The organism is Mesorhizobium opportunistum WSM2075, assembly GCF_000176035.2.
In the GTDB taxonomy this organism is placed as follows: Bacteria; Pseudomonadota; Alphaproteobacteria; order Rhizobiales; family Rhizobiaceae; genus Mesorhizobium; species Mesorhizobium opportunistum.
Window position 1 is genome coordinate 2671555 of the sequence record NC_015675.1, and the last position, 25021, is coordinate 2696575.

Genomic DNA, 25021 nt, shown 5'->3' on the forward strand with positions numbered 1-25021 from the left:
TCGCCCCAAACGCTGGCAGGCATGGAGCCTTGCTAGCTCAGCTCAATCTCATGGGCCTGCAGATAGTCGCGGTTCATCTCGACACCGAGACCAGGCTTCGCCGTCAGCTTGAGGCTGCCGTTCGAAACGTCGAGCGGTCTGTCGATGAGATGATCGTATTTGCCCAGGTTCCACTCCGACGTTTCGAGCTTGTAGAAATTGGGAACGGTCATCATCACCTGCGCTCCCGCGACCACGTTGATCGGGCCCGCGGCGTCATGTGGCGAGACCGGGATGTAGTAGGCCTCGCAGAGGGCTGAAATCTTCTTGAGCTCGGTAATACCGCCGGTCCAGGTGACGTCCGGCATGATGTAGTCGGCGAGCCTGTTCTCGAGAACCGGCACGAAATCCCATTTCGTGTGGCCGCGCTCGCCCCACGAGATAGCGGCACTGACCTTCTCACGCACCTGCTTGAGGGCGTTCAGGCTCTCGGGCGGACAAGGCTCCTCGAACCAGTCGATCTGGCCGGCTTCCTCGAGGCTCCGGCAGAGGCGAATGGCGGTGGGGACATCGAAGCGGCCATGCGCATCGATGAGGATGTCGACGTCAGGGCCTGCCGTTTCGCGGATCAGCGCCGTAAGTTCGGCCGCTTCGCGCTCGTCCTTGCGAGTCATGCTGCCGTCGAGATAGCCGTCCCGCTGTTCACGCGCCAAGCCATCGGCGGTGCGACCTTGGTGGGGGAAAGGATCGAACTTTAGCCCGGTATGTCCGGATTCGACGATGTCCAAGATTTCGCGGACTACCGCGTCCTTGCTGGTGAACTTGGCCTGGTTGGGATGAGTGTAGAGAGCGATTTCATCACGCACCGGCCCGCCCAGCAACTCATAGATCGGTTTGCCCAAGACTTTGCCCCGGATGTCCCACAAGGCTATGTCGATGGCGCTCACGCATTCGACGGCGGCGCCGCGGCTGCCCATATAAGTGAAGCTGCGGAAAATCTTGTGCCAGAGATACTCGATACGCGCTGGATCCTCACCTGTCATGGCGACACCGATCTGCCGCAGGATCGTGCAAAGAGCGCGGTTGGCGAGCCTAGTCGTGGTGGTGATTTCTCCCCAGCCGCTTACCCCTTCGTCGGTCGTCACCTCGACGAACAGGTACTCTCCCCAATAGGAAGCATCGGACTTGATCAGCCACGGCCGAACGCTGGTGATTTTCATCTCAACTCCCTTTGTCTGAAATGTCGGGGCGCGACGTTCTGGACTTGACCTCTTGTCCTATCCGGCCCGGGCTGCGTTGCGCGCACGCATCTGTTCGAGAACATGCCGGCCGGAACCCTCGACATGGCGGGAGACGAGTTCGGCCGCCTTGTCGGCTTCTCCCGCTTTCACCAGCGCAATGAGTTCGCGGTGCTCGCGCATGATTGCGGCCCGCCGCGCAAGCGTGAAATTGAAACGCCTGCTCACGGCTCGCAGCACTTCGCGATGCTTCCACCAAAGCTCGGCGGCATGGCGGTTGTAATGCCGCTGGTACATCACGGTGTGGAAGGCGGTATCCAACTCGCTGTGCCTGAACGTGTCGGCGAAGTTGTTCTCTTCGATCAAGCCCTGGAGACGTTCGAGTTCGGCGATGTCCTCACCGGTGGCCATATTCACGAACCATCGCGTCAGGGCAGGCTCGATCAAGACACCGATCTCGTAGATATCGCGGACGAAATCCTGATCTATGGGTCGCACACGCGCCCCGCGGTTGGCGACAAAGGTGACAAAGCCCTCCCCACGCAACAGCTGCAACGCCTCGCGCACGGGATTGGTCGAGGTCCCGTGGCGCCGGGCGAGATCGGTCACCACTAGCCGCTCGTTGGCGGCGAGCCGTCCCTCGATGATGTCTTCCCTGATCCGCTCATAAAGCGAGGCGCCCTCGCTGGAAGCCCCGATGGGATCGATCCCATCGGGTGGCATGGCTTTGAAATCATCTATTTCGGCCAAGGCCGGCTCCTCAGGTCAATACACACTTTGCCCGATATCACACACGGCTTTCACAAACAATGTACGATCCTGTGCGTTGACAGACAATCAACGATCTGAAAACGTACTAAATGGTCGAGAGGGTACACCCGTGCCGAAAAAGGGCATCCTCGCGATCGCAGGGCGGAGAACCAGGGAGGATACCTATGACGAGGATTACGCTCGGCAGTGCGGTTCTGCGCGGCACTGTCGTCGGTGTTTTGACGGCATCGCTGATGTCTACATCGGCGCTTGGTGCGCCGCCGGTCGACCTGAGCAAGTGGTCGCCGGAGTATGTGCGCTCGATTGCAGGCACACAGGAGTTCGACACCGCCGCCGATTGCGGCAAGGTCACTCCGCTCGACTACAAGGGACGACTGACGTTCTGGTATCAGGGCGTCTTCGAGGGCGACCCCGATCTCCTGCGCCAGTACTACAAGGATTTCTTCGCGACCTTCCGCAAGACCTATCCGAACATCCAGCTTGAGGATCAGGCGCTCACCTATAATGATCTCCTGGACAAGTTCCGCACGGCGCTGCTTGGCAATGCAGCGCCAATGGCGGTTCGCTTGCAGATCCTGGGTGGCACCGAGTTCGCCTCGAAGGGCTATCTGCAGCCGCTCAAGCCCGAGGATGTCGGATATTCGACCGAGGATTTCTGGCCCGGCGCCATGAAAGCCGTGACCTGGGACGGCGTGACCTACGGCATCCCAACCAACAATGAAACCATGGCGTTCATTTGGAATGCCGACATTTTCAAGCGCGCGGGTCTCGATCCGGACAAGGCTCCGGCAACCTGGGACGACGTCGTGAAGTATTCCAAGCAGATCCACGACAAGCTCGGCATCGCCGGTTACGGCCTCGTGGCTCGCAAGAATGCCGGCAATACCCCGTACCGCTTCATGCCTCAGTTGTGGGCCTATGGCGGCGGCGTCTTCGACGAAACCTCGCCGAACCCGACCTATAAGCAGATCGAACTCGACAGCCCGCAGAGCAAGGCCGCGCTGCAAGCCTCTTACGACATGTATGTCCGCGACAAGTCGGTTCCGGTTTCGGCGCTCACCAACCAGCAGGCCGACAACCAGCCGCTGTTCCTCGCTGGCCAGCTTGGCATGATGATCTCGCACCCGTCCGATTACAATGTCATGCTCGATCTGCAGGCGAAGGCGACAGGCGCCGACAAGGACAAGGCGCAGACCGTCATCGACAACATGCGCTACGGGCTGATCCCGACCGGCCCCGACGGCAAGCGCGCCGTCGTGTTCGGCGGCTCGAACATCCACATCCTGAAGCCCGAATATGTCGAGGGCGGCAAGGTCGACGAACCGGCCGCGAAGGCCATCATCTGCATGTGGACCAGTCCCGAATGGTCGCTGAAAATGGCCTATGCGGGTTCGAACCCGGGCAACCTTAACGGCTTCAAGACCAAATGGATGAAGGAGCGTCTGGACAGCATCAAGTTCCTCGACGTCACGACCTCCATGCTGCCATACGGCATCCCGTTCCCGGCGCTGCCGCAATCTCCCGAGATCATGAACATCATCGTCCCGGACATGCTCCAAAATGCCCTCACCGGAGCAATGACCGTCGACCAGGCTGCGGACGACGCGGCCAAGAAGGTGAAAGACCTGATGGGCGGCGGACTCTAGCCGAAGCCTGACCTGCGATCTTACCGGTTGCGCTTAGAGCGCAACCGGTTCTTTCCGAAAACAAGGGCCCGCCAAAGTGACGATCGTGACCGGCAAGACCGGGGCTCGCGGGAGATTGCGACCCCTGCTGCGCAAGATTTGGGAGCATCGCGCCGACTACGCGTACGTGCTTCCCGCGATTGCCGTCATGCTGATCGTCATAGCCTATCCGATCTACTACACGATCGAGCTGTCGTTCTTCAACACGCCGCCTGGCCTGCAGCTCCGCGACAAGATCTTCATCGGCGTCGACAACTACACCGCCATCCTCACCAGCCCGGTGTTCTGGAAGGTCACCTCGAACACCCTTATCTGGACACTGGCATCCACCTTCCTCTCCTTTGTCCTGGGATTTGGCTGCGCGCTGGCCCTCCATCGCGACTTCATCGGTCGGGGTGTGCTGCGCGCCATCCTGATCATTCCCTGGGTTATCAGCGCCGTCGCCGCATCCTACATCTGGAAGTGGATCTACCATTCGGACTTCGGGATCATCGGCGCGGTGCTGGTCGGCCTCGGATGGGCCGACCGGCCGCCGAATTTCATCGACAGCGTCAGCACGGTGCTGCCCTCCCTGATCGTCGTCAATATCTGGCGGGAGTTCCCGTTCGCCATGATCATGATGATGGCCGGTCTGCAGACCGTCCCGGACCAGTTGCTGCGCGCTGCAAAGGTCGACGGAGCCAGCGCATGGCAGCGCTTCTGGCACGTCACCTTCCCGCACCTTAGAAACGTCTCGACGGTGACGATCCTTCTGCTGGCAGTAGCCAACTTCAATTCCTTCATCATCCCCTGGATCATGACCGGCGGCGGGCCGTCGAACGCGTCGCACATCTGGATCACGCACATTTATGAGCTTGCCTTCGGCCGGCAGCGCTGGGGCGTCGCATCGGCCTACTCGGTGCTTCTGTTCTTCATTCTGATGACGCTCGGCTACTTTTACGTTCGCGCGCTAAGCGGAAACGACCGGAAGGATGAGAGCGCATGAGCACGATTGCCGAGACAGCCGCTCGAGGCCATACCCGTCGCCGCATACGCGTTGACGGATGGCGGTGGAGCGGGCGCATCTTCCTCGTGTTCATGCTGCTCTACACCGCATTGCCCATGATCTGGATGCTGATCACCTCGATCAAATCCGGCTTTGCCGCGATGCAATTCCCGCCGCAATGGTGGCCGGACGAGCCTACCCTCGCCAGCTACCAGAAATTGCTAGATCCGCAGAACAGTGTCGGCCAGGACTTCCTCCGCTTCTTCTGGAACAGCCTTTACGTCTCCACTGCCACGACCGTCCTTTCGGTGATCGTGGCGGTTCCCGCGGCCTACGCCTTTTCGCGCTTCACCTTCCCGGGCCGGAACTTCCTGTTCTTCGCCGTCTTGCTTCGCAACATGTTTCCGGCGGTGATCTTTCTGGTGCCGCTCTTCATCCTGATGCGCGCGATCGGGCTGGTGAACACGCATGGCTCGCTCATTCTCACCTACCTCACATTCGGACTGCCGCTGGCGATCTGGCTGCTCAAGGGCTTCTACGACAACATCCCGGTGCAGCTCGAGCAGGCGGCGCGTATCGACGGAGCGACGCGGTTCCAGGCCTTCATCCTGATCGTGATGCCACTCTCGGCACCCGGAATCATCGCCACGGCGATCTATTCCTTCATCGGCGCGTGGAACGAGTACATCTACGCCTACACCTTCCTCTCCAAGAACGAGCAGTTGACCCTGCCGGTCGGCATCCAGCGCTTCTTCTCGGAGAACACGACCGACTTTCCGGGTCTGATGGCGGCCAGCTTCATGATGAGTGTGCCCGTCGTGGTGCTGTTCCTCGTCCTGCAACGATACTTCGTACGCGCCCTCACAGAAGGCGCCGTCAAGCACTAGGGAGTTGCCGATGGCCCATGTGGTCCTCAAAGATCTCGTCAAGACCTATGGCAGCTTCAAAGCCGTCAACGATGTTTCGTTGACGGTCAATGACGGCGAGTTCGTTGCACTCGTCGGCCCCTCAGGCTGCGGCAAGACGACCACGCTCAATCTCGTCGCCGGGCTGATCCCGATCACATCCGGCGACATCACCATCGGGGACCGGGTGGTCAACGATCTCGACCCCAAGGACCGGGACATCGCGATGGTGTTCCAGAACTACGCGCTCTACCCGCAGAAATCGGTCTACAAGAACCTGGCGTTCCCGCTGCAGATGCGCAGGCTGCCCAAGGACGAGATCGACAAGAAGGTCAAGGAAGCGGCGCGCGTGCTCGACATGACGCAGTTGCTCGAGCGCAAGCCGCGCGAACTTTCGGGCGGGCAGCAGCAGCGCGTGGCCTTGGGCCGCGCCCTCGTTCGAGATCCGGCGGTGTTCCTGATGGACGAACCGCTCTCCAACCTCGACGCCAAGCTGCGCGTGCAGATGCGGTCGGAAATCAAGCGCTTCCACCAGGACCTCAAGGCGACGATCGTCTATGTGACGCACGACCAGCTCGAGGCCGTGACCATGGCAGACAGGATGGCGGTGATGAACGGCGGATACCTGCAACAATACGATTCACCGGCGCAGGTTTTCGCACATCCAGCCAATATGTTCGTCGCGAGCTTCGTTGGCAGCCCTGCGATGAGCCTTATTCCACTACAGGCATCGACGGCCAACGGCGACACCGTCCTTTCGAGCCCTGAGGGCTGGAGCCTTGAGCTGTCGCAACCCAACGCGCGCAAGGTCCAGGGAGCGACTAGCAGGAAGGTCGTTCTCGGTGCGCGACACTCGACCATCAAGCTGCACAAGAGCGCGGTCCACGGAGCCATCCCGGCCAAGGCCTATACGGTGGAACCAACCGGAGACATCACCTTCGTGCAGGCGTTTCTCTCCGGTGCCATCGTCAACATCAGCGTGTCGCCCAACATCGCCGTCACACCCGACGAGCAGATCTGGCTCGAGTTCGATCAGGAGCGCATTCACCTGTTCGATGGCGAAACGGAGATGGCCCTCGAGGGCAACTGAGAGAGGGCGGGTTCATTGGCTGGGCTGCATTGGGGGTGGGCTGGATGACCGAGAAGTTTAAGATCACCGCGATCAAGCCCTATCCAGTGTGGGTGGGGACCCGCAACCAGATGCTGGTCAAGGTCGAGACCGACCAAGGCATCTTCGGCTGGGGTGAGAGCGGCTTGAGCGGTCGCGAGAAGGCAGTGGCCGGCGCGATCGAGCATTATCGCGAGTTTCTTGTCGGCCGCGACCCGATGCAGGTCGGGCGGATCTGGCAGGAGGTTTATCGCAGCCAGTACTTCGAAGGCGGCCGCGTTCTGCAGGCAGCGATTTCCGCTATCGACATCGCCCTTCACGACATCAAGGGCAAGGCGCTGGGGGTGCCGGTCTACGAGCTGCTGGGCGGCAAGCAGCGCGACCGTGTCCCCACCTTCGCCTCGACCGGTGACGAGGCCGAGGGCGATGCTGCCATCGAGCGAGCCCACGAACTTTGCGCACAGGGTTGGCAGGCGATCCGCTTCTTCCCCGTAGGGCAAAGCAGCAAGGATATCTTCGAGCCGCGCGAGTCGATCGGGGCTACCGCGTATATGCTGAACAGAGCGCGCGAGGCGCTCGGCGGCGATGTCGTCCTCGGCATCGACTATCACCATCGGCTGTCGGTGGCCGAGGCGGCGAGCTTCTGCAACAAGCTCGGCCGCGGCGTGCTTGATTTCCTCGAGGAGCCGATACGGGCCGAGACGCCGGAGGCCTACGAATCCCTGCGCACCATGACCGATATCCCCTTTGCCATCGGCGAGGAATTTGCCAGCAAATGGGATTTCCTGCCCTACATCGAGCGCGGCATCCACCAGTTCAACCGGATCGATGTCTGCAATGTCGGCGGGCTCACCGAGGCGATGAAAGTAGCTGGCTGGAGCGAGGCGCATTATGTGGACCTGATGCCGCACAATCCGCTTGGTCCGGTGTGCACCGCCGCGACCGTGCATCTCGCCGCCGCGGTACCGAACTTCGCGTGGCTCGAGACCAGGGCACCCGAAAGAAAGCTGGGTTTCGACAATTCCGACTTCTTCCCCGTGCAACCGCGGCTCGACGGCCCGGATTATCCGGTCGGCGATCTGCCGGGGCTCGGCATCGAAGTCAACGAAGCGGTCGTCCAGGCGCAGAGCCTGCGCTTCTGGGAAGCGCCTCACCTCAAGCGCCGCGACGGTTCTGTTACGAACTGGTAATTCCCTGCAAACGGAGTTCGACAATGACGCATATCCCCGATATCACGCGGCCGCCCAAGGATCTGATCGACGCGCTAAGGGAGATCGGCGCCGCGACGGTTGCCGGCACGCTTGGCCACATGGGCTTCCGCAATCCGCACATGGTCGGTCCGGTGGCGCAGAACCACGGGAAGTCGATCGTCGGGCCGGCGCTGACGCTGCAATTCCTGCCGCAGCGGCCGGACCTTTTCAACGAGGGAGAATATGCCGATCCGGAGACGCAATTGCACCGGCACGTGCTTTACCACGCGCAGGAAGGCGACGTGGTGGTGGTCGATGCGCGCGGCGACATGAGCTCGGGCGTCTTCGGCGATATGATGTCGACCTATTTCAAGGGCAGGGGCGGCGCGGGTATCGTCATCGACGGATGCATGCGCGACCGCCCCAATGTCGAGAAGCTCGATCTGCCCCTATGGCTGCGCGGCTGGACGCCCAACTATCATGTGCAGACCAGCATCTATCCTAATGCCGTCAATGTTCCGATTGCCTGCGGCGGCGTCACGGTGCTCCCCGGCGACATCATCATCGCCGACGATGACGGGGCGGTGGTGCTTCCTGTCGCAATGGCCGCAAAAGTGATCGAAGAATCACAGAAGCATCACGACTGGGAGGAGTTCTCACGAATGAAGCTGATGCAGGGTGCTCCGCTGCAGCGCTACTACCCACTGCATGACGATGCCCGAGGCGAATATGAGGAGTGGCGCAAAACCAATCGCCCGGCGGATTGACCTTGGAATTACCCGACATGGGCGGCAGCTATCGGCCGTGCCACGCGGGTGATCGCAAGTTGAAGCAATCGGACAATTGACGACACTCATATCGCGCCTAGCTTTTCCTGCGTCGGCTGCAATAGCAACGCGGGCATAGTCGCGTCTCGCTGGCTGGCTGGCCTGCCAAAAAGGAGGCGCAGTCTTGAAACGCTTCTGGATAGGCGTTTTCGTCGTCGTCATTGCTGGCGCCGCCGGACTGTTCGCTTACGCCTGGAAGCCGGCGATCGATCCGGTCGAACCGCCGCAACGATCCGCCTTCGACCAGGCACTGATCGAGAAGGGCGCGGTGCTGGCCTCCGTCGGCAATTGCACATCCTGCCACACCAAGCCGGGCGACAAGTCCTTTGCCGGCGGGCTTGCCGTGCCGACGCCGTTCGGCACGATCTATTCCACCAACATCACGCCCGACCCCGAGACAGGCATCGGCCGCTGGTCACAGGCCGCCTTCACACGCGCCATGCGCGAAGGGGTCGACCGTGCCGGCAACCACCTGTATCCGGCTTTCCCCTACGACCATTTCACGCTGGTCTCGGACGAGGACAACAGCGCGCTCTATGCCTATCTGATGACACGCCGGCCGGTGAACAAGCGCCCGCCCGCCAATGAATTGCCGTTCCCGCTCAATGTGCGCCTGGTGCTGGCCGGCTGGAAACTGCTGTTCTTCGACAAGGGGTCCTATCAAACTGTCGCCTCGCAAAGTGCGGAGTGGAATCGTGGCGCCTATCTCGTCAACGGGCTTGGGCATTGCGGTGCCTGCCACACGCCGCGCAACATGCTCGGCGCCGAGAAGGCGGGATCGCATCTCGCCGGTGGCGAGGCCGAGGGCTGGACGGCCTTTGCGCTCGATGCCAGCACGACGGCGCCGGTGCCGTGGACACATGACAGCCTGTTCGCTTACCTGCGCCGGGGCTGGCATACCGAGCATGGCGTCGCCAACGGCCCGATGGGCGAGGTGACCGGCAATCTCGGCAGGCTTCCGGACGCCGACATCAGCGCCATGGCCACCTATATCGCGTCGCAGATGGGCGAACCGTCGCCGCGGCGCGTCACGAAAGCACAGGAGATCCGCAAAAAGCTCTCCACGGATGCCGGCGCGATACCGATCCCGGTGTCGGCAACGGCGGCAACGCGGCGCGGTGATCTACCAGGCGGCCTGCGCGACCTGCCATGACGGCAGCCGCCCGCAGCCGTTCGGCGGCATGGATTTCCATCTGTCGAGCGCGGTCAATGCGCCCGGCCCGCAGAACGTCATCAATACCGTGCTGTTCGGCCTGCCGGCGGCAAGCGGGCGCCAGAGCGCCATCATGCCGGGTTTCGCGGCCACGCTGAGCGACGACCAGGTGACGGACCTGCTCGCCTATCTGCGCGAGGCCTTCGCCGGCCAGCCGGCATGGCCCGATGCCTCTGAGCGACTGGCCGCCACCAGGAACGGCAAATACCAGGTCAGCGTGCGCCCCTCCGACGGCATCGAGCGCGGCCCGGACAATGTAGGAGCACAAGACAGATGAAGCTCAATGTTAACGGCGTCCCGCACGACGTCGAAGCCGACCCCGCGACGCCACTGCTCTACGTGCTGCGCAACGAGCTCAAGCTCAATGGCGCCAAGTTCGGCTGCGGGCTCGGCCAGTGCGGTGCTTGCACCGTGATGGTCGACGGCAAGGCGGTCTTTTCGTGCCTGACGCCGGCGATGCTGGTGGAGGGGCGCCAGGTCAAGACGGTGGAGGGGCTGGGCACGATAGACGAGCCGGGGCCGATGCAGGCCGCCTTCATCGAGGAGCAGGCGGCGCAGTGCGGCTACTGCATCGCGGGCATGATGATGCGGGCGCAAGCCCTGCTCGAGGCCAAGCCGGATGCCGGCGATGCCGAGATAAGGCAGGCGCTGGAGCCGAACCTTTGCCGTTGCGGCACTCACATGCGCATCCTGCGCGCAGTCGCCCGCGCCCGCGAAAAGATGAAGCCAGGATCGGCAGCCTCGGCGGCTACTACGGGGAGGGCATCATGAACGCTCCGCATTTTCCCGATCTGACGCGGCGAGGCTTCCTGACAGGCGCCGGCGCGCTGGTCGTATCCTTTGCCATTCCGGTCCATGCACAGGAGGCCGCGACCCCGGCGCCCGCGCCCGCAAAGCCGTCGACCCTGCCGGGCAGCCTTGCCGACACGCCGTCGCTGGATGCCTGGATCCGCATCGATGCCGACGGTTCGATCACCGTCTTCACCGGCAAGGCCGAGCTTGGCCAGGGCACCAAGACCTCGCTGCGCCAGATCGCGGCAGAGGAGCTGGAGGTCGAGCCGGTGGCGATCAGGCTGATCACCGCCGACACCGCGCTGACGCCCGATGAGGGCTACACCGCCGGCAGCCAGACGATCCAGAACAGCGGCACGGCTATCCGCCATGCTTCGGCGCAGGTGCGCCAGATCCTTGTGGCCAAGGCCAGCGAGAAGCTCGGCGTGCCGGTCGATCAGTTGAAGGCGCAAGCCGGCAAGGTGGTCGGGCCGAATGGCGCCGCGCTCGGTTATGGCGAACTTGTCGTGACCGATTTCCTGCATGTCGATGCCGCCGCCGACACCAGGCTGAAGGCGCCGGAGACCTATCATGCGATCGGCAAGCCCTTCGCCCGGGTCGACATTCCGACCAAGGTGACCGGCGGCGAGGCGTTCGTCCAGGACATGCGGCTGCCCGGCATGGTGCATGCCCGTGTCGTGCGGCCGCCGAGCTACTCGGCAAAGCTCACCGGTTTCAAGGAGGCGGCCGTCAAGGCGATGCCGGGCGTGGTCGCGGTGGTGCATGACGGCGATTTCCTGGCGGTGGTCGCCAAGGAAGAGTTCCAGGCGATGAAGGCCATGCGCGCCATGGCGGCCACGGCGACCTGGCAGGAAGGGGCCGCGCTGCCGGACCAGGATCAGCTTGCGGCTTTCCTCGATAAATCGGTTGCCGAAGTCGGCACCGTAACCTCGGTCGGCGCTGAGGCGGCGCCGGGTGCAAGGACTGTTGAAGCGCAGTTTACCCGTGCCTACCAGATGCACGGTTCGATTGGCCCCTCCAGTGCCGTCGCCATGGTCGACAACGGTCTGACGACGGTGTGGACGCATACGCAAGGCGTCTATCCCGATCGCAAGTCGATTGCGCAGATGCTTGGGGTGCCGCCGGAAAAGGTACGCTGCATCCACACCGAGGGCTCAGGCTGCTACGGCCACAATGGCGCCGACGACGCGGCCGCCGATGCCGCGCTGATCGCACAGGCGCTGCCCCGCACGCCGGTGCGCGTGCAATGGATGCGCGACCAGGAACATCTGTGGGAGCCCTATGGTCCGGCCATGCTGACCAAGGCCAGCGCCACGCTCGACGAGAAGGGCAGCATCGTCAGCTGGCACTATGACCTGTGGAGCAACAACCACGGCACAAGGCCGGGTTCGGCCGGTTCGCTGATTGCCGGGCGGCTGATGGCAAAGCATTTTCCGCCCGATCCCGCCAAGCTGCAGATATCGCCGCTCGGCAATGGCGACCGCAACGCCATCCCGCTCTACGATGTGCCGAACCAGCGCGTGAACTGGCATTTCGTGGCCGACATGCCGGTGCGCGTCTCTGCGTTGCGCGGCCTCGGCGCCTATTGCAACGTCTTCTCCATCGAAAGCTTCATGGACGAACTGGCGCTGGTAGCCAAGGCGGACCGGGTCGAGTACCGGCTGCGGCACCTGAAGGATCCGCGCGCCAGGAAGGTGATCGAGGTGGCGGCCGAGAAATTCGGCTGGAGCGACGACCCGATGCCGGAAGGCCGGGGCAGGGGATTTGCCTTCGCCAAGTACAAGAACCATGCCGCCTATCTCGCCATCGCGCTGGAAGCGGACGTGGACCGCGACAGTGGCGCCATCGCCATCTCGCATGTCGTGTGCGCGGTCGATTGCGGCGAGGCGGTGGCCCCGGATTCCATCGTCAACCAGACCGAAGGCGGCATATTGCAATCGTTGAGCTGGACGCTTTACGAGGCCGTCCATTTCAACGACACCCGCATCCTCAGCGCCGACTGGTCGGCCTATCCGATCCTGCGCTTCAGCGCCGTGCCCGACAGCGTCGAGGTGCACGTCGTCGACAATCCGGGCTCGCCCTATCTCGGCGTCGCGGAAGCAGCGCAGGGGCCAACGGCAGGCGCAATCGCCAATGCGTTCCGGCACGCCACGGGAAAGCGCATCCACGACCTTCCCTATACGCGTGAGCGGGTGAAGGCTGTGTTGGGGGTTTAGGAGGCCGAACGAAGGCAACCGATGGGCTCGTGCGCTGAGGCAGGACGCTTCAATGTCAAGAAGGACTGGGTCAAGAAGGACTGGGTCAGGAAGAACTGGATCGATGACGGATCTCGAACCGAAGGCGTTTTCGCTCGCAGGCGTCGTCATGAAGCGGCTGGTTGGCGGCGAACAGACGGAAGGCGTGCTTTGTCTCCTCGAAAACAGAAGTGACGGGCAGACGAAGACGCCGATCCATGTCCATGCAAACGACGACGAGACGGTCTACGTCATCGAGGGGCAATTGACTGCGATTGTGGATGGCGAGGTCCAAACGCTCTCGCCGGGCGAGGGCATGTTTCTAAAACGAGGCATCCCGCACCAGCTCATGAATCCTGGCAGTCAGCCCGTCCGTTACATCCTGATAGGCACGCCCAGTGGATTCGACCGGTTTCTCGCCGAAGGCGGCCGTGAGCTCCGGAAGGGAGAGGCGGCCAGGCCGCCGACTCCCGCCGATATCGAGCGGCTCAAAGCGGCCGCGCCGAGGTTTGGGATCACGCTTCTGCGCGACTGGCCGGCGAGAAATTAGCGGCCTCGGATTGGCTGTCGACAAGCCAGTCATGGAGGCTGCGGGCAAAGCTTCGCGGCACGACGAGTTCGCATGCAGTCTCGCCGGTGCGCAGCAAGAGCACCGGCACATGATGGAAGGACGTCTGCACAGCGCGGCCCGGAGCGGTCGTCGGCGCGTGCCAGTCGACGGCGATGCAGGTCGAGAGCACGCTCGCGATGTCGACCCCGGCCAGGCTGAAACGCACGCGGCCTTCGCCAAGGGCAACCGAACAGCCGAGATCCGGATCGATCGCAAGGGACGGCTCCGGCGCGCTGTCGTCGAGAGCAAGCCAGAGACGGCGGGGTGCGATGCGGATGATGAGAAGCCCGTTGTGACGCACCGTCTCGCCGACCGAGGCGGGAAGGTCCACGCCGAGTGACGCGGACAGGCTCGTTTCGAATTGCCTGAGCGTCCCGTCCCAGCCCTCGATCTGGTTGAGCCGGCAGTCGGCAACGGACAGGCTGAAATCCGGGCTAGCCATGCAGCCGTTCTCCCTGCGGATCGAGGAACACTGGCGAGACGATGCGGGCACGCACCGTTTCAGCCTTCATCGGATAGACGGCCACGACCTCGCTCCCTTCCGCCGCGACATCGCCGGCAAGCAGGGCCAGCCCGACATAGTGGCCGCGTTCGGGACTGTAGGTGACGGAGGTGACACGCCCGCGACCATGGCCTTGAGCCTTCTCGCCCGGCAGGAACAGGATGGCGCCGCCGCGCAGCCGCTTTCCATCCTCGATGCATTCAAGGCCGACCAGGCGTTGCCGGTCAGGCGCCGTGAAGGCAGGGCGTCGCCGCAGCACATCGCCGACGAAGCCGTTGCGCTTGCCGACCATGCGGCCGAGGCCGAGATCGTCGGGTGTGGTGCGCCCGTCGATTTCAGGTCCGGCGACATGGCCTTTCTCGACGCGCAACGCACCGAGGGCCTCGACGCCGTAAGGCTTCAGGTCGAACGCCCCGCCCGTTTCGAGCAAATGGCTCCAGAGTTGCGCGCCGGCAGTCGCGCCAACATAGATTTCATAGGCGCGCTCGCCGGAGTAGCTGAGGCGCAGGATGCGCAGCGCGCGGCCTTCCCATTCGCTTTCGAGCAACCCCATATGCGGCAGCGCTGCGTTGGAAACGTCGAGCGCCGGAAACGCAGCCGCCAGGATGGCACGGCTGTTCGGTCCAGCGACCGACATCGCCGCCCATTCGTCGCTCACCGAGGTAACGGCGACGCGCAGGTCCGGCCAGGCCGCATCGAGCAGGAATTCGAGCCGCGACAGAACATCGGCGGCCTTGGCCGTCGAGGTGGTCATGAAGAACCGGTTTTCGGCCAGCCGCGTCGTTGTGCCGTCATCGAGGACGATGCCGTCATCGCGCAGCATGACGCCATACCGGGCGCGTCCGACCGGCAGTTTGGCAAAGCCGTTGGCATAGACGCGGTCGAGGAAAATCGCCGCATCGGGACCCTGGACGTCGATCTTGCCCAGGGTGGAGATGTCCATCAGGCCTGCCGCCTGGCGCACCTGCCGCATTTCGGCGACATAGGCTTCGTTCACATCGGCCCCGGATTGCCGGTAGAACCAGGGCCGCATCCACAGACCGACCTCCAGCATGTCGGCGCCGTTGGCCTGATGCCAATCGTGCATCGGCGTGCGGCGAAACGGCTTGAAATGATGGCCGGTGGCGCGTCCGGCAAGCGCACCGATGGCAACCGGCGTGAAGGGCGGACGAAAGGTCGTGGTGCCGGTCTCGGGAACCGTTGCGGCGCGCAGCGCGGCCATCGCGGACAGTGCGGCGAAATTGCTGGTCTTGCCCTGGTCGGTGCCCATGCCGAGCGTCGTATAGCGCTTCAGGTGCTCGACCGCTTCATAGCCTTCGCGATGGGCGAGCTCGATGTCCTTCGTGGTGACATCCATCTGGAAATCGACGAAGGCTTTTACGCGGTGGGCCGGAGAGACGTCGCGAGGCACGGCCGTGATGGTCTCGCCCAGATCGAGCCCCCTGGGACCCGGCACCGGCGTCGACTTGCCGCAGAAGGATGCCGATTCGATGCCGGCGCGATGGCCGTCCTCGATGGCATCGGCGGTAGCGTAGATTCCCATCATAGCGCCGGCGCCGAACCGGTCGGCTGGAAAGCTGCCCGGCACGAAGCCGTCGATGTCATCGCGATATCGGGGCTTGATGCCGAGATGCGAGGTGAGATGCACGGTCGGCGACCAGCCGCCGGACATGCAGACCAGATCACAAGCGGTCTCGAACCGGCCATCCGGTCCGCTGAGCGTTGCACGCTTGACAGCATGGCCGCCATGCAAACCGGCAATGCGGCTCCCGGTCCGCACGACGACACCGAGGCGGGTCGCCTCCGAGGCAAGCGCCGCGGACACAGTGGCGCGCATGTCCACCACCGTCACCCCGGCACCGGCACCTGCAAGGTCGAAGGCGGTGCGCCAGGCACCGTCATTGGCGGCGGCGACGATGATCTTCCTGCCCGGCAGAACGGCGAAGCGGTTGAGATAGGCCCGGGCGGCCGAGGCAAGCATGACGCCGGGCCGGTCGTTGTTCGGGAACACCATTGGGCGCTCGATGGCACCGGTGGCGAAAACGATCGAGCGGGCACGCAGCATGGTGACGGTCTGCCGGGCTCCGCCGGCCGGGCTGGCCTGGTCGCGTTGCTCGACCAGGCCAATGACATTGCCGTCATAGAGGCCGAAAGCGCTGGTCCGCTTCATCAAGGTGACGGTCTCGAAGCTCTCCAGTTCGGCCTGGACCTGGCTCAGCCATGCAGCCGCCTTGCCGTCGGTCCGTTCCGCCAGCAGTTGGCCGCCGAGCAGGAAATCCTGCTCGATGAGTGCGACCCGCGCGCCGGCCGCGGCGGCGGCGCGCGCCGCCGACAAGCCGGCCGGACCGCCGCCGATGACCGCGACATCGGCAAAGGCATGGCGAACCTCGTAGCGGTCCGGGTCCGGCTCGGTGCCGGCCCGGCCCAAGCCGGCGGCTCTGCGGATGAAATGCTCGTAGACCATCCAGGCGCGCCGTGTCGGACCCATGAAGGTCTTGTAATAGAAGCCAGCCGAAAGGAATGGCGCGAACAGGCCATTGATGCTTTGCACGTCGAAGGCGAGTGACGGCCAGCGGTTCTGGCTTTCCGCGGCCATGCCGTCGCCAAGCTCCAGCATCGTGGCCGGCAGGTTCGGCTCGCGCCTCCCGCCAGTCCCGAGCGTGACCAGTGCGTTCGGCTCCTCCGGCCCGGCGGAAAAAATGCCGCGCGGCCGATGGTATTTGAAGCTGCGCCCAACCAGCATGACGCCGTTGGCAAGCAGCGCGGAGGCCAGCGTGTCGCCGCGATATCCGGCCAGCTTTCGGCCGTCGAAGCTGAATTCGATGGGGCGGGAGCGGTCGATGCGGCCGCCGGCGGGCAGTCGCTTGTTTTGGGCGTTCATGCTTGTGGTATCCTGGCGAAGGCGACCGAGGAAACGACGTGGTTGTGCGTGTCGCGCTCGACCACCAGCCACTGCCGGCAGCCGATCACATGCTGCCAGAACTCACGGTGGAGCCCGGTCGGGTTTTTCCGGACATAGACATAGGCGTACCACGCCTCCGGATCGGGATCGTCATGGGCCGGGCGCCTGACGGAGGCGTCGCCGCCATAGCGGAACTCGTCATGGTCGCGCGGACCGCAGCAGGGGCATTCGATGCGCAGCATTTTCCTCATCGCCTCCTATTGCAGCCAGGCGGAAGGGCCAGCGCCGGCCTCATCCAGGGTGCGGCCGGTCCGGAAACGGTCGAGCCCGTAGGCGGCGATCAACGGATGCGGTTTGCCGGTGGCGATTGTGTGGGCAAAGCACCAGCCGGAAGCCGGCGTTGCCTTGAAGCCGCCATAGCACCAGCCGCCATTGAGATAGAGACCGTCGATCGGCGTCGGGCAGATGATCGGGCTGGCATCCGGGGTCATGTCCATGACGCCGCCCCAATGCCGCAGCAGACGAATGCGCGAGATGCACGGCATCAAGGCGATCGCCGCCTCGGCCACCTCGCGCACGACGCCGAGATTGCCGCGCTGGGCATACGAATTGTAGCCATCGAGATTGCCGCCGAAGACCAGCCCGCCCTTGTCCGACTGGCTGACATAGAAATGATCGGCCCCATAGGCGACGACATGGTCCACCAGCGGCTTCAGCGGTTCGGTGACGAAGGCCTGCAGGACATGGCTTTCGATCGGCAGTTCAAGGCCGGCCTTGGCGCCGAGGATGGATGTGTGGCCGGCGACCGCGAGGCCGATCTTGCCGGCGCCGATCCGGCCTTTCGTTGTCTCGACGCCGACGATCCGCTCGCCGTCGCGGACAAAGCCCGTCACCTCGCAGTTCTGGATGATGTCGATGCCATGGCCATCGGCCGCGCGCGCATAGCCCCAGGCGACGGCATCATGCCGCGCCGTGCCTGCGCGGCCTTGGAAGATGGCGCCATGGATCGGAAAGCGTGCGGTGTCGGAGAAGTCTAGATAGGGCACCAGCCGGCGCACCTCGTCGCGGTCGAGGATATCGGCGTCGATGCCGTTCAGCCGCATGACGTTGGCGCGGTGGCTTAAGCCGTCGAGCTGGTCGGCCGAATGGGCAGTGACGAGCTGGCCGCGCTGCGAGAACATGACGTTGAAGTTCAGCGCCCGCGACATGCCCTCCCAGAGCTTCATCGAGAATTCGTAGAACTGGGTGTTGCCGTCGAGCAGGTAGTTGGAGCGGATGACGGTGGTGTTGCGGCCGACATTGCCGCCGCCGATATAGCCTTTTTCGAGCACGGCGACATTGCGGATGCCATGGTTCTCGGCGAGGTAGAAAGCGGTGGCGAGACCGTGTCCGCCGCCGCCGATGACGATCACGTCGTAGGACGGTTTGGGCTCCGCCGGCCGCCAGGCGCACTGCCAGTTCTTCTGGCCCGACAGCGCATTGCGGAAAATTGAGAATGCCGAATAGCGCGCCATGACGTGCAGGCCTATCGAACGATCGGGCCGGCCGGCGTGCGGGTCAGCACTTCGGCGCCCGCATCGGTCAAAAGCACGGTGTTGGAGACGAAGTCGTCGCCACGGCCGGTGCCCATCAGCCAGGACAGGATGTGGAAGCTCATCCCCGTCTCGATCTCGAGATCGGAATCGTGCCGCAGCCCGGTCACCGAATTGCCGCCGGTCCACGATGGCGGCTGGCCGGCGCCGACAAGATAGCCGCAGTGATGGCGGCGATAGTGGGAAAGCCCCGCCTCGTCAGCGACGGCCTGCCAGGCGGCGTAGACATCGCGCGCCTTGGCCCCCGGACGCAGGGCCTTGACGACCGCGTCGAACGCCCTGGCGGTCACTTCTGCCATCGCGGCGTCCTCGTCGCTGATGTGGCCGATGCGAACGAGCCGGCCGAGCGGGGCGTGGTAGCGCGAGATGCAGCCGGACAGTTCGACGAAAACCGGCTCGCCCTTGCGATAGATGCCGTCGCCCCACGTCGTATGCTCTTCGCCAAGCCGTGCGGCCGGGCGGATGAACGGGCCGAAGCCCGGCGCATGGCCGCCGGCACGGATCATCGCCGCGACACACTGGGCGGCGACTTCCTGTTCGGCGGCGCCATCCGCGATCGCCGCGATAGCGGCTTGGGCGGCTGCGTCGGTCACCGCGGCGGCCCGCCGCATCAAAACCTGTTCCTCGGTGCTCTTTACCCGCCGCATCCTGTCGACCAGCCCGGAGACGTCGCTCCATTTGGCATCGACCTGCGCCTCCAGGGATACGGCAAGCCCATGGCTCAAGCCTGCCGTCCAGTATTCGAGGCCGATCCGCTTGCCGGGAAGGCTGAGTTCCGCCAGCACCCGCGCGGCAAGATCCGCTGCCGTTTCGCTATCGGAATGGCCGCGGAATTCCGCCGCCGTCACCTGTTTCTCGATGGTTACCCTTTCCATCGAACGGGTGACCAGCACGGGCTTGCCCTCGATCGGGACGATCAGCAGGTGAGGGGCAAAATACCCCCAATGATCGAGCCCGGTGAGATAGAAGACGTTCTCCGGCGAAGCGAAGACCGCGGCATCGAGTTCGCGTTCTGCCAGAGCCTTGCGGATCCTGGCGAGACGGCCGGCGATTTCGGCTTCGGAAAAGGGATTGCGGTCCATCAGGCGTCCTCGTGCTTGCTGTTGCCGGCTTCGTCGCCGGCATGGTCCCTCGACAGGCCAATCGACAACGATGAGTTCGCGCGCCACGTCGCCGGGGCGTTCGTGAGTGCCCCCGGATGGTTCGCGCCCGTCACCTACGCTGTCCACCCCTCGCAGCGGCCAAATTGCCTAAATTGTGCACAACTTGGCAATGAATCATCACGTCAATGTCGAACTTTCAAAGGTTTCTGTGTCTTGGCTTGCACAATCTCTAGGGCAGTTGTATACGTCTGGTCAAGCGCGTTTGAGCCTCGAAGAAGGTCGTTGCGCTGGGAACCATCATCGGTTGTTCAACGGGAGAAAAGTATGCTGAAATCATCGATCTCGCGCCGCATCGTCATGAAGGCGGCCGCCTGTCTTGCGCTTGCCGCCACGTCGCTCGCGTCGCTGCCCGCTCATGCGGAGACCACACTCGAACGGGCCAAGAAGGACGGCTACATCCGAGTCGGCTTCGCCAATGAGGCACCGTTCGGCTTCGCCACGCCCGACGGCAAGCTGACCGGCGAGGCGCCGGAAGTCGCCAAGGCGGTGCTCGCCAAGATGGGCATTCCGCAGGTCGACGGCGTGCTGACCGAATTCGGCTCGCTCATCCCGGGTCTCAAGGCCGGCCGCTTCGACATCATCGCAGCCGGCATGTTCATCAATCCGAAGCGTTGCGCCGAGATCAATTTCTCCGAACCGTCCTACGGCATCGGCCAGGCCATGCTGGTGGTCAAGGGCAATCCCAAGGGCGTGAAGGACTACTCCAGCATCAAGGACAATCCGGACCTCAAGCTCGCTGTCATGGCCGGCGCTGTCGAAGGCGGCTACGCCAAGGACGCGGGTGTTGCCGCGGGGCAGATCGTCTCGTTGCCCGACCAGTCCAGTCTGGTCGCGGCTGTCCAGGCCGGCCGCGCCGACGCCGCCGCACTGACCGCGCTTTCGATCGCCGACATGGCCAAGAAGGCCGACGGCGTGGAATCGACGAAACCATTTGGCGAGGTTAACGGGAAGTCGGTGAAGGGCCATGGCGGCTTCGGCTTCCGCAAGGAAGACACCGATCTGCAAGAGGCCTTCAACGCCGAGCTGAAGAAATTCCTCGGCTCGCCTGAGCATATCGCCCTGGTCGAGCCGCTTGGCTTCGGCAAGGACTACCTGCCGAACAAGACCACCGCCGAGCTCTGCGCCGGCAAATAGGGTCCCAACTGCTGGGCGGCGCCAAGGCGCCGCCCCTTTTTCGGAGACGCAGATGGGAATCCGCACGCTTGTAGCGATGCTGGCGGTTGCATTCGCCGTCATCGGTGTCCTGGCGACACAGCAGGCCTACAGCCTGTTTCTGCCTGGTCTGCTGCAGGGCGCGGTCTTGACGATCGAGATCGCCATCCTCGGCAGCCTGCTCGCCGTCATCATGGGCGTGCTTGCCGCGCTCGCCCGGCTCTACGGTCCGGCGCCGCTCAGATGGTTGGCAACGGTCTATGTCGAGATCTTTCGCGGCACCTCGGCGCTGGTGCAACTGTTCTGGCTGTTTTTCGTACTGCCGCAATTCGGCGTCACCCTCGACGCGTTTCTGGTGGCGGTGGTGGCGCTTGGCCTGAACGTCGGCGCCTACGGATCGGAGGTGGTGCGCGGCGCGATCCTGTCGGTCGGTCGCGGCCAGTGGGAGGGATGCACGGCATTGAACATGAGCCGTGCCCAGATGCTGCGGCGGGTTATCCTCCCGCAGGCCTTCGTCGCCATGATCCCGCCTTGGGGCAACCTGTTCATCGAGCTTCTCAAATCGACTTCGTTGGTCTCGCTGATCACGCTCTCCGACCTTGCCTTCAAGGCGCAGCAGATGAACCAGAACACGTTCAAGACCATCCCGATCTTCACGCTCGTCCTGCTGATGTATCTCGTGATGTCGCTGGTCCTCACCATCGGCATGCGGCTGCTCGAACGGCGCGCATCGGCCGGTCTGGCGCGGGGGAAAGCAGCATGATCTGGGACTGGAGCTTCACCCTCGAAATCCTGCCGGTGCTGGCGCAGGCAGCCATCGTTTCGGTGGAGGCGACGCTGATCGGCTTCGTGCTCGCAGCCACCCTCGGCCTGGTGCTGGCCGTCGTGCGCATTGCGGTGCCATGGACCGGCTGGACGATTTCGGTGCTGGTCGAGCTGATCCGTTCGACACCGCTGCTCATCCAGATATTCTTCATCTACTTCGTCTTCCCGAAATTCGGCCTGGTGCTCGATGCCTTCACCGCCGGGGTGCTTGCCATCGGCATCCACTACGCCGCCTATTGCTCCGAGGTCTATCGCGCCGGTTTCGACAACATCCATCGCGGCCAGTGGGAAGCCTCGATCGCGCTCAATCTGTCGGCCTGGACGACGTTCCGCGACATCATCATCCCGCAGGCGATCCCTCCGATCGTTCCGGCGCTCGGCAACTACCTCGTCGCCCTGTTCAAGGAGACGCCGCTGCTTTCCGCGATCGCCGTGATGGAGCTGATGCAGACCGCCAAGATCATCGGTTCCGACACGTTCCGCTACACCGAGCCGATCACGCTGGTCGGCCTGTTCTTCCTTGCCATGAGCCTGGTCTCGGCCGCGCTCATCCGCGCTCTCGAACGCCTGCTCAACCGGAGGTCCACGCGATGACGGAACAACCGATGGTCCGTTTCGAAAATGTTTCGAAACGCTACGGCTCGCTCACCGTTCTCGACGGGCTCAATCTTGAAATCGCGCGTGGCGAAAAAGTCTCGGTCATCGGCCCGTCCGGCTCCGGCAAGACGACGGTGCTGCGCATGCTGATGACGCTGGAGACGATCAATGACGGCGTCATCTGGGTCGAGGGCGAACCGCTGACCCACATGAAGAAGAACGGCAAGCTCGTGCCTGCCGACCTTGCCCATATTCGCCGTATCAGGGCGAAGATCGGCATGGTGTTCCAGTCCTTCAATCTGTTCCCGCATATGACGGCGATGGCCAACTGCATCGAGGCGCCGATGACGGTGCTTGGCATGAAGCGGTCGGATGCCGAGGCGCGCGCGGCCGAGCTGCTGGAACTGGTGGGGCTGGCCCAGAAGAAGGATCACTACCCGTCCCAGTTGTCCGGTGGCCAGCAGCAGCGCGTCGCCATCGCCAGGGCGCTGGCCATGCGGCCCAAGATCATGCTGTTCGACGAGGTCACGTCGGCCCTCGACCCGGAGCTTGTCGGCGAAGTGCTGCAGGTGATAAGGCAGATCGGTCGCGAGCACGATCTGACGATGCTGATGGTCACCCACCAGATGGGTTTCGCCAAGGAGTTTTCCGATCGCGTCTGCTTCTTCTACCAAGGCAAGATTTGCGAACAGGGGCCGCCTAGCGAACTGTTCGGGGCACCCAAGAACGAGCGGACACGGCAATTCCTGCATGCTGTCCTGGAGGCTGGATGACGCTTGAGACAGATGCCACGCCCCTAGCCGTGCCCCTGCGCCCGCTCTCGGCGCGCGAGCGGTTCGAGCGCATCTACCGGATCTTGCGCGACCGCATCTGCCTGCTGGACTATGCTCCGGGAAGCCATCTCTCCGAGGAAGAATTGGCCCAGGAATTCGAGATCAGCCGGACACCGGTTCGACGTGTGCTGGCGCGGCTGGAATCCGAGGGTCTCGTTCAATCCGTCCATGGCGTCGGCACGATCGTCACCGATGTCGATATCGAGGAATTGCAGCAGGTCTACCATCTGAGGCTGGAATTGGCGCTGCTCGTCGGCAAGCTTTCGCCGATCCCGCGCACAGCGGAGGATCTTGATCGGATTAGGGCGCTTATCGCGCGCTGCGACTCCGATATCCTCAACCCCGATCAGCGCGCCTTTCTTCGCCTCAACATGGATTTCTTCTACGAACTCACCGCGATGACCGGCAACCAGCCGCTGCGCGAGATCAGCGAGCGCCTGTATTTTCAGGTCGCGCGGGTCGTCCTGAAGATGATGCCGCAGCTCGGCCTTGTCGAAGAATTCACTGCCTTTCGCCGGGAAATGGAGGAGGTCCTGGCCGCTGCGGAAATCGGAGATTGGGAGTCGATCGGCCATATAAGGCGCGCCCATATCTCGATGAGCTTTCGCCGCATGATGCGCCACGCGGGCGAGATCACCGATTTCGACAAAAATGCGTGATCGGCGGTTCGTGATCGGCGCACCGGTCAGCGATCGATCTCCCCAAACACGATATCCAGCGATCCGATGATCGCTGCAACATCGGCGATCATGTGTCCGCGGGACAGGAAATCCATCGCCTGCAGATGCGCAAAGGACGGCGCGCGGATCTTGCACCGATAGGGAACATTGCTGCCGTTCGAAACCAGATAGACGCCGAACTCGCCTTTCGGAGCCTCGACCGCGGCATAGACCTCTCCGGCCGGCACGCGATGCCCTTCGGTGTAAAGTTTGAAATGCTGGATGGTCGCTTCCATCGATCGTTTCATCCGGGCGCGCGGCGGCGGCGTGATCTTCTGGTTCGGGATGGCCACGGGCCCCTGGCCTTCCGGCAACCGCAGCTTGTCCAGGCATTGCTTCATGATCCGGACCGATTGGCGCATTTCCTCCATGCGAACGAGGTAGCGATCATAGCAGTCTCCATTCTTGCCGACCGGAATGTCGAAATCCATTTCGGGGTAACATTCGTACGGCTGTGCCTTGCGCAGGTCCCATGACGCCCCCGATCCACGCACCATGACGCCGGAAAAACCCCAGGCCCAGGCATCATCCAGCGAGATGGCGCCGACATCGACATTGCGTTGCTTGAAAATACGACTGCCGGTGAGCAGATCGTCGAGATTTTCGCAGACCTTGAGGAACGGGTCGCAGAAGGCCCAGATGTCGTCGAGAAGCTTCGGAGGCAGGTCCTGATGCACGCCGCCGATCCTGAAATAGTTCGCATGCATGCGGGCGCCGGAGGCACGCTCGTAGAAGACCATCAGCTTCTCGCGCTCCGCAAATCCCCAGAGCGGCGGTGTCAGCGCGCCAATATCCATGGCCTGTGTCGTGACATTGAGGAGATGCGACAGAAGCCGGCCGATTTCGCAAAACAGGACGCGGATGAGCTGTCCGCGCCTGGGCACCGATATTTCGAGCAATTTCTCGGCGGCAAGGCAGAAGGCATGCTCCTGGTTCATCGGCGCGACATAGTCGAGCCGGTCGAAATAGGGCAGAGCCTGCAGATAGTTCTTATACTCGATCAGTTTCTCGGTGCCGCGGTGAAGCAGCCCGATATGCGGATCGGCGCGGTCGACGATCTCGCCATCCAGTTCGAGCACCAGCCGAAGAACGCCGTGCGCGGAAGGATGCTGCGGTCCGAAATTGATGGTGAAGTTGCGAACGGCGGCTTCGGCCATGACGGCTCTCTGCAAGTGCGTTTATTGGCAAGTGCGTTTATT

24 protein-coding genes are annotated in these 25021 nt (G+C 63.3%); 16 read left to right on the forward strand and 8 right to left on the reverse strand.

What is annotated here, in order from left to right:
• Positions 1–32: 32 nt before the first annotated feature.
• On the reverse strand, positions 33–1199 hold the full coding sequence (locus MESOP_RS12830) for a mandelate racemase/muconate lactonizing enzyme family protein (protein WP_013893754.1): 1167 nt from the start codon (positions 1197–1199) through the stop codon (positions 33–35).
• A 57-nt stretch (positions 1200–1256) separates the two neighbouring features.
• Positions 1257–1967, reverse strand: a complete 711-nt coding sequence (locus tag MESOP_RS12835; protein WP_013893755.1) for a GntR family transcriptional regulator — start codon at positions 1965–1967, stop codon at positions 1257–1259.
• Between the two features lie 185 nt (positions 1968–2152).
• Between MESOP_RS12835 and MESOP_RS12840 the strand changes: the two genes are divergently transcribed.
• The 11 genes from MESOP_RS12840 (at position 2153) to MESOP_RS12885 (ending at position 13477) form a co-directional block, all read left to right on the forward strand.
• On the forward strand, positions 2153–3634 hold the full coding sequence (locus MESOP_RS12840) for an ABC transporter substrate-binding protein (protein WP_013893756.1): 1482 nt from the start codon (positions 2153–2155) through the stop codon (positions 3632–3634).
• Positions 3635–3710: 76 nt separating this feature from the next.
• Positions 3711–4658, forward strand: coding sequence for a carbohydrate ABC transporter permease (locus MESOP_RS12845; RefSeq protein WP_013893757.1), 948 nt, complete (start codon positions 3711–3713; stop codon positions 4656–4658).
• A complete protein-coding gene (locus tag MESOP_RS12850; RefSeq protein ID WP_013893758.1) occupies positions 4655–5545 on the forward strand; it encodes a carbohydrate ABC transporter permease in 891 nt (296 codons plus the stop codon). Before MESOP_RS12845 ends, MESOP_RS12850 begins: the two co-directional genes overlap by 4 nt.
• A 10-nt stretch (positions 5546–5555) precedes the next feature.
• Positions 5556–6653: an ABC transporter ATP-binding protein gene (locus MESOP_RS12855; protein ID WP_013893759.1), complete on the forward strand. Its 1098-nt coding sequence runs from the start codon at positions 5556–5558 to the stop codon at positions 6651–6653.
• 44 nt (positions 6654–6697) lie between these two features.
• Complete coding sequence (locus MESOP_RS12860) at positions 6698–7861, forward strand: mandelate racemase/muconate lactonizing enzyme family protein (protein ID WP_013893760.1); 1164 nt, start codon at positions 6698–6700, stop codon at positions 7859–7861.
• A gap of 23 nt (positions 7862–7884) precedes the next feature.
• Positions 7885–8628, forward strand: coding sequence for a ribonuclease activity regulator RraA (locus MESOP_RS12865; protein WP_013893761.1), 744 nt, complete (start codon positions 7885–7887; stop codon positions 8626–8628).
• 184 nt (positions 8629–8812) lie between these two features.
• Positions 8813–9841 (forward strand): c-type cytochrome, encoded by a 1029-nt coding sequence (locus MESOP_RS12870; protein WP_342447459.1) that lies wholly within the window; start codon positions 8813–8815, stop codon positions 9839–9841.
• Positions 9807–10178: a c-type cytochrome gene (locus tag MESOP_RS36665; protein ID WP_342447460.1), complete on the forward strand. Its 372-nt coding sequence runs from the start codon at positions 9807–9809 to the stop codon at positions 10176–10178. The genes MESOP_RS12870 and MESOP_RS36665 overlap by 35 nt, the downstream gene beginning before the upstream one ends.
• A complete protein-coding gene (locus tag MESOP_RS12875) occupies positions 10175–10672 on the forward strand; it encodes a (2Fe-2S)-binding protein (protein WP_013893762.1) in 498 nt (165 codons plus the stop codon). The genes MESOP_RS36665 and MESOP_RS12875 overlap by 4 nt, the downstream gene beginning before the upstream one ends.
• A complete protein-coding gene (locus MESOP_RS12880; RefSeq protein ID WP_013893763.1) occupies positions 10669–12909 on the forward strand; it encodes a xanthine dehydrogenase family protein molybdopterin-binding subunit in 2241 nt (746 codons plus the stop codon). Before MESOP_RS12875 ends, MESOP_RS12880 begins: the two co-directional genes overlap by 4 nt.
• Positions 12910–13012: 103 nt before the next feature.
• Positions 13013–13477: a cupin domain-containing protein gene (locus MESOP_RS12885; protein WP_013893764.1), complete on the forward strand. Its 465-nt coding sequence runs from the start codon at positions 13013–13015 to the stop codon at positions 13475–13477.
• Here MESOP_RS12885 and MESOP_RS12890 read toward each other — a convergent pair.
• From MESOP_RS12890 to MESOP_RS12910, 5 genes are read right to left on the reverse strand one after another with little or no spacing between them, the layout of a single operon-like run.
• Complete coding sequence (locus tag MESOP_RS12890) at positions 13443–13979, reverse strand: sarcosine oxidase subunit gamma (protein WP_013893765.1); 537 nt, start codon at positions 13977–13979, stop codon at positions 13443–13445. The genes MESOP_RS12885 and MESOP_RS12890 overlap by 35 nt on opposite strands.
• Positions 13972–16920: a sarcosine oxidase subunit alpha family protein gene (locus tag MESOP_RS12895; protein WP_013893766.1), complete on the reverse strand. Its 2949-nt coding sequence runs from the start codon at positions 16918–16920 to the stop codon at positions 13972–13974. Before MESOP_RS12895 ends, MESOP_RS12890 begins: the two co-directional genes overlap by 8 nt.
• Entirely contained in the window at positions 16917–17183 is a 267-nt protein-coding gene (locus MESOP_RS12900; RefSeq protein WP_013893767.1) for a sarcosine oxidase subunit delta, read from the reverse strand. The genes MESOP_RS12895 and MESOP_RS12900 overlap by 4 nt, the downstream gene beginning before the upstream one ends.
• Positions 17184–17198: 15 nt before the next feature.
• Positions 17199–18455 carry a sarcosine oxidase subunit beta family protein gene (locus MESOP_RS12905; RefSeq protein ID WP_013893768.1) on the reverse strand — a complete coding sequence of 419 codons (1257 nt, stop codon included), beginning with the start codon at positions 18453–18455 and terminating at the stop codon, positions 17199–17201.
• 11 nt (positions 18456–18466) lie between these two features.
• Positions 18467–19615, reverse strand: a complete 1149-nt coding sequence (locus MESOP_RS12910; RefSeq protein ID WP_013893769.1) for a M24 family metallopeptidase — start codon at positions 19613–19615, stop codon at positions 18467–18469.
• Between the two features lie 345 nt (positions 19616–19960).
• Here MESOP_RS12910 and ehuB point away from each other — a divergent pair, with 345 nt between their 5' ends.
• Genes ehuB through MESOP_RS12935 form a run of 5 tightly spaced genes read left to right on the forward strand, consistent with a single transcriptional unit; the run spans position 19961 to position 23762 of the window.
• A complete protein-coding gene (gene ehuB, locus MESOP_RS12915) occupies positions 19961–20830 on the forward strand; it encodes an ectoine/hydroxyectoine ABC transporter substrate-binding protein EhuB (RefSeq protein ID WP_013893770.1) in 870 nt (289 codons plus the stop codon).
• Between the two features lie 52 nt (positions 20831–20882).
• Positions 20883–21611, forward strand: coding sequence for an ectoine/hydroxyectoine ABC transporter permease subunit EhuC (gene ehuC / locus MESOP_RS12920; protein WP_013893771.1), 729 nt, complete (start codon positions 20883–20885; stop codon positions 21609–21611).
• Positions 21608–22267 (forward strand): ectoine/hydroxyectoine ABC transporter permease subunit EhuD, encoded by a 660-nt coding sequence (gene ehuD / locus MESOP_RS12925; protein WP_013893772.1) that lies wholly within the window; start codon positions 21608–21610, stop codon positions 22265–22267. Before ehuC ends, ehuD begins: the two co-directional genes overlap by 4 nt.
• Positions 22264–23043, forward strand: a complete 780-nt coding sequence (ehuA, locus tag MESOP_RS12930) for an ectoine/hydroxyectoine ABC transporter ATP-binding protein EhuA (RefSeq protein ID WP_013893773.1) — start codon at positions 22264–22266, stop codon at positions 23041–23043. The genes ehuD and ehuA overlap by 4 nt, the downstream gene beginning before the upstream one ends.
• Positions 23040–23762, forward strand: a complete 723-nt coding sequence (locus MESOP_RS12935; protein WP_013893774.1) for a GntR family transcriptional regulator — start codon at positions 23040–23042, stop codon at positions 23760–23762. Before ehuA ends, MESOP_RS12935 begins: the two co-directional genes overlap by 4 nt.
• Before the next feature lie 26 nt (positions 23763–23788).
• Here MESOP_RS12935 and MESOP_RS12940 read toward each other — a convergent pair whose 3' ends face one another.
• Entirely contained in the window at positions 23789–24979 is a 1191-nt protein-coding gene (locus MESOP_RS12940) for an NADH-quinone oxidoreductase subunit D (protein ID WP_013893775.1), read from the reverse strand.
• Between the last annotated feature and the right edge of the window lie 42 nt (positions 24980–25021).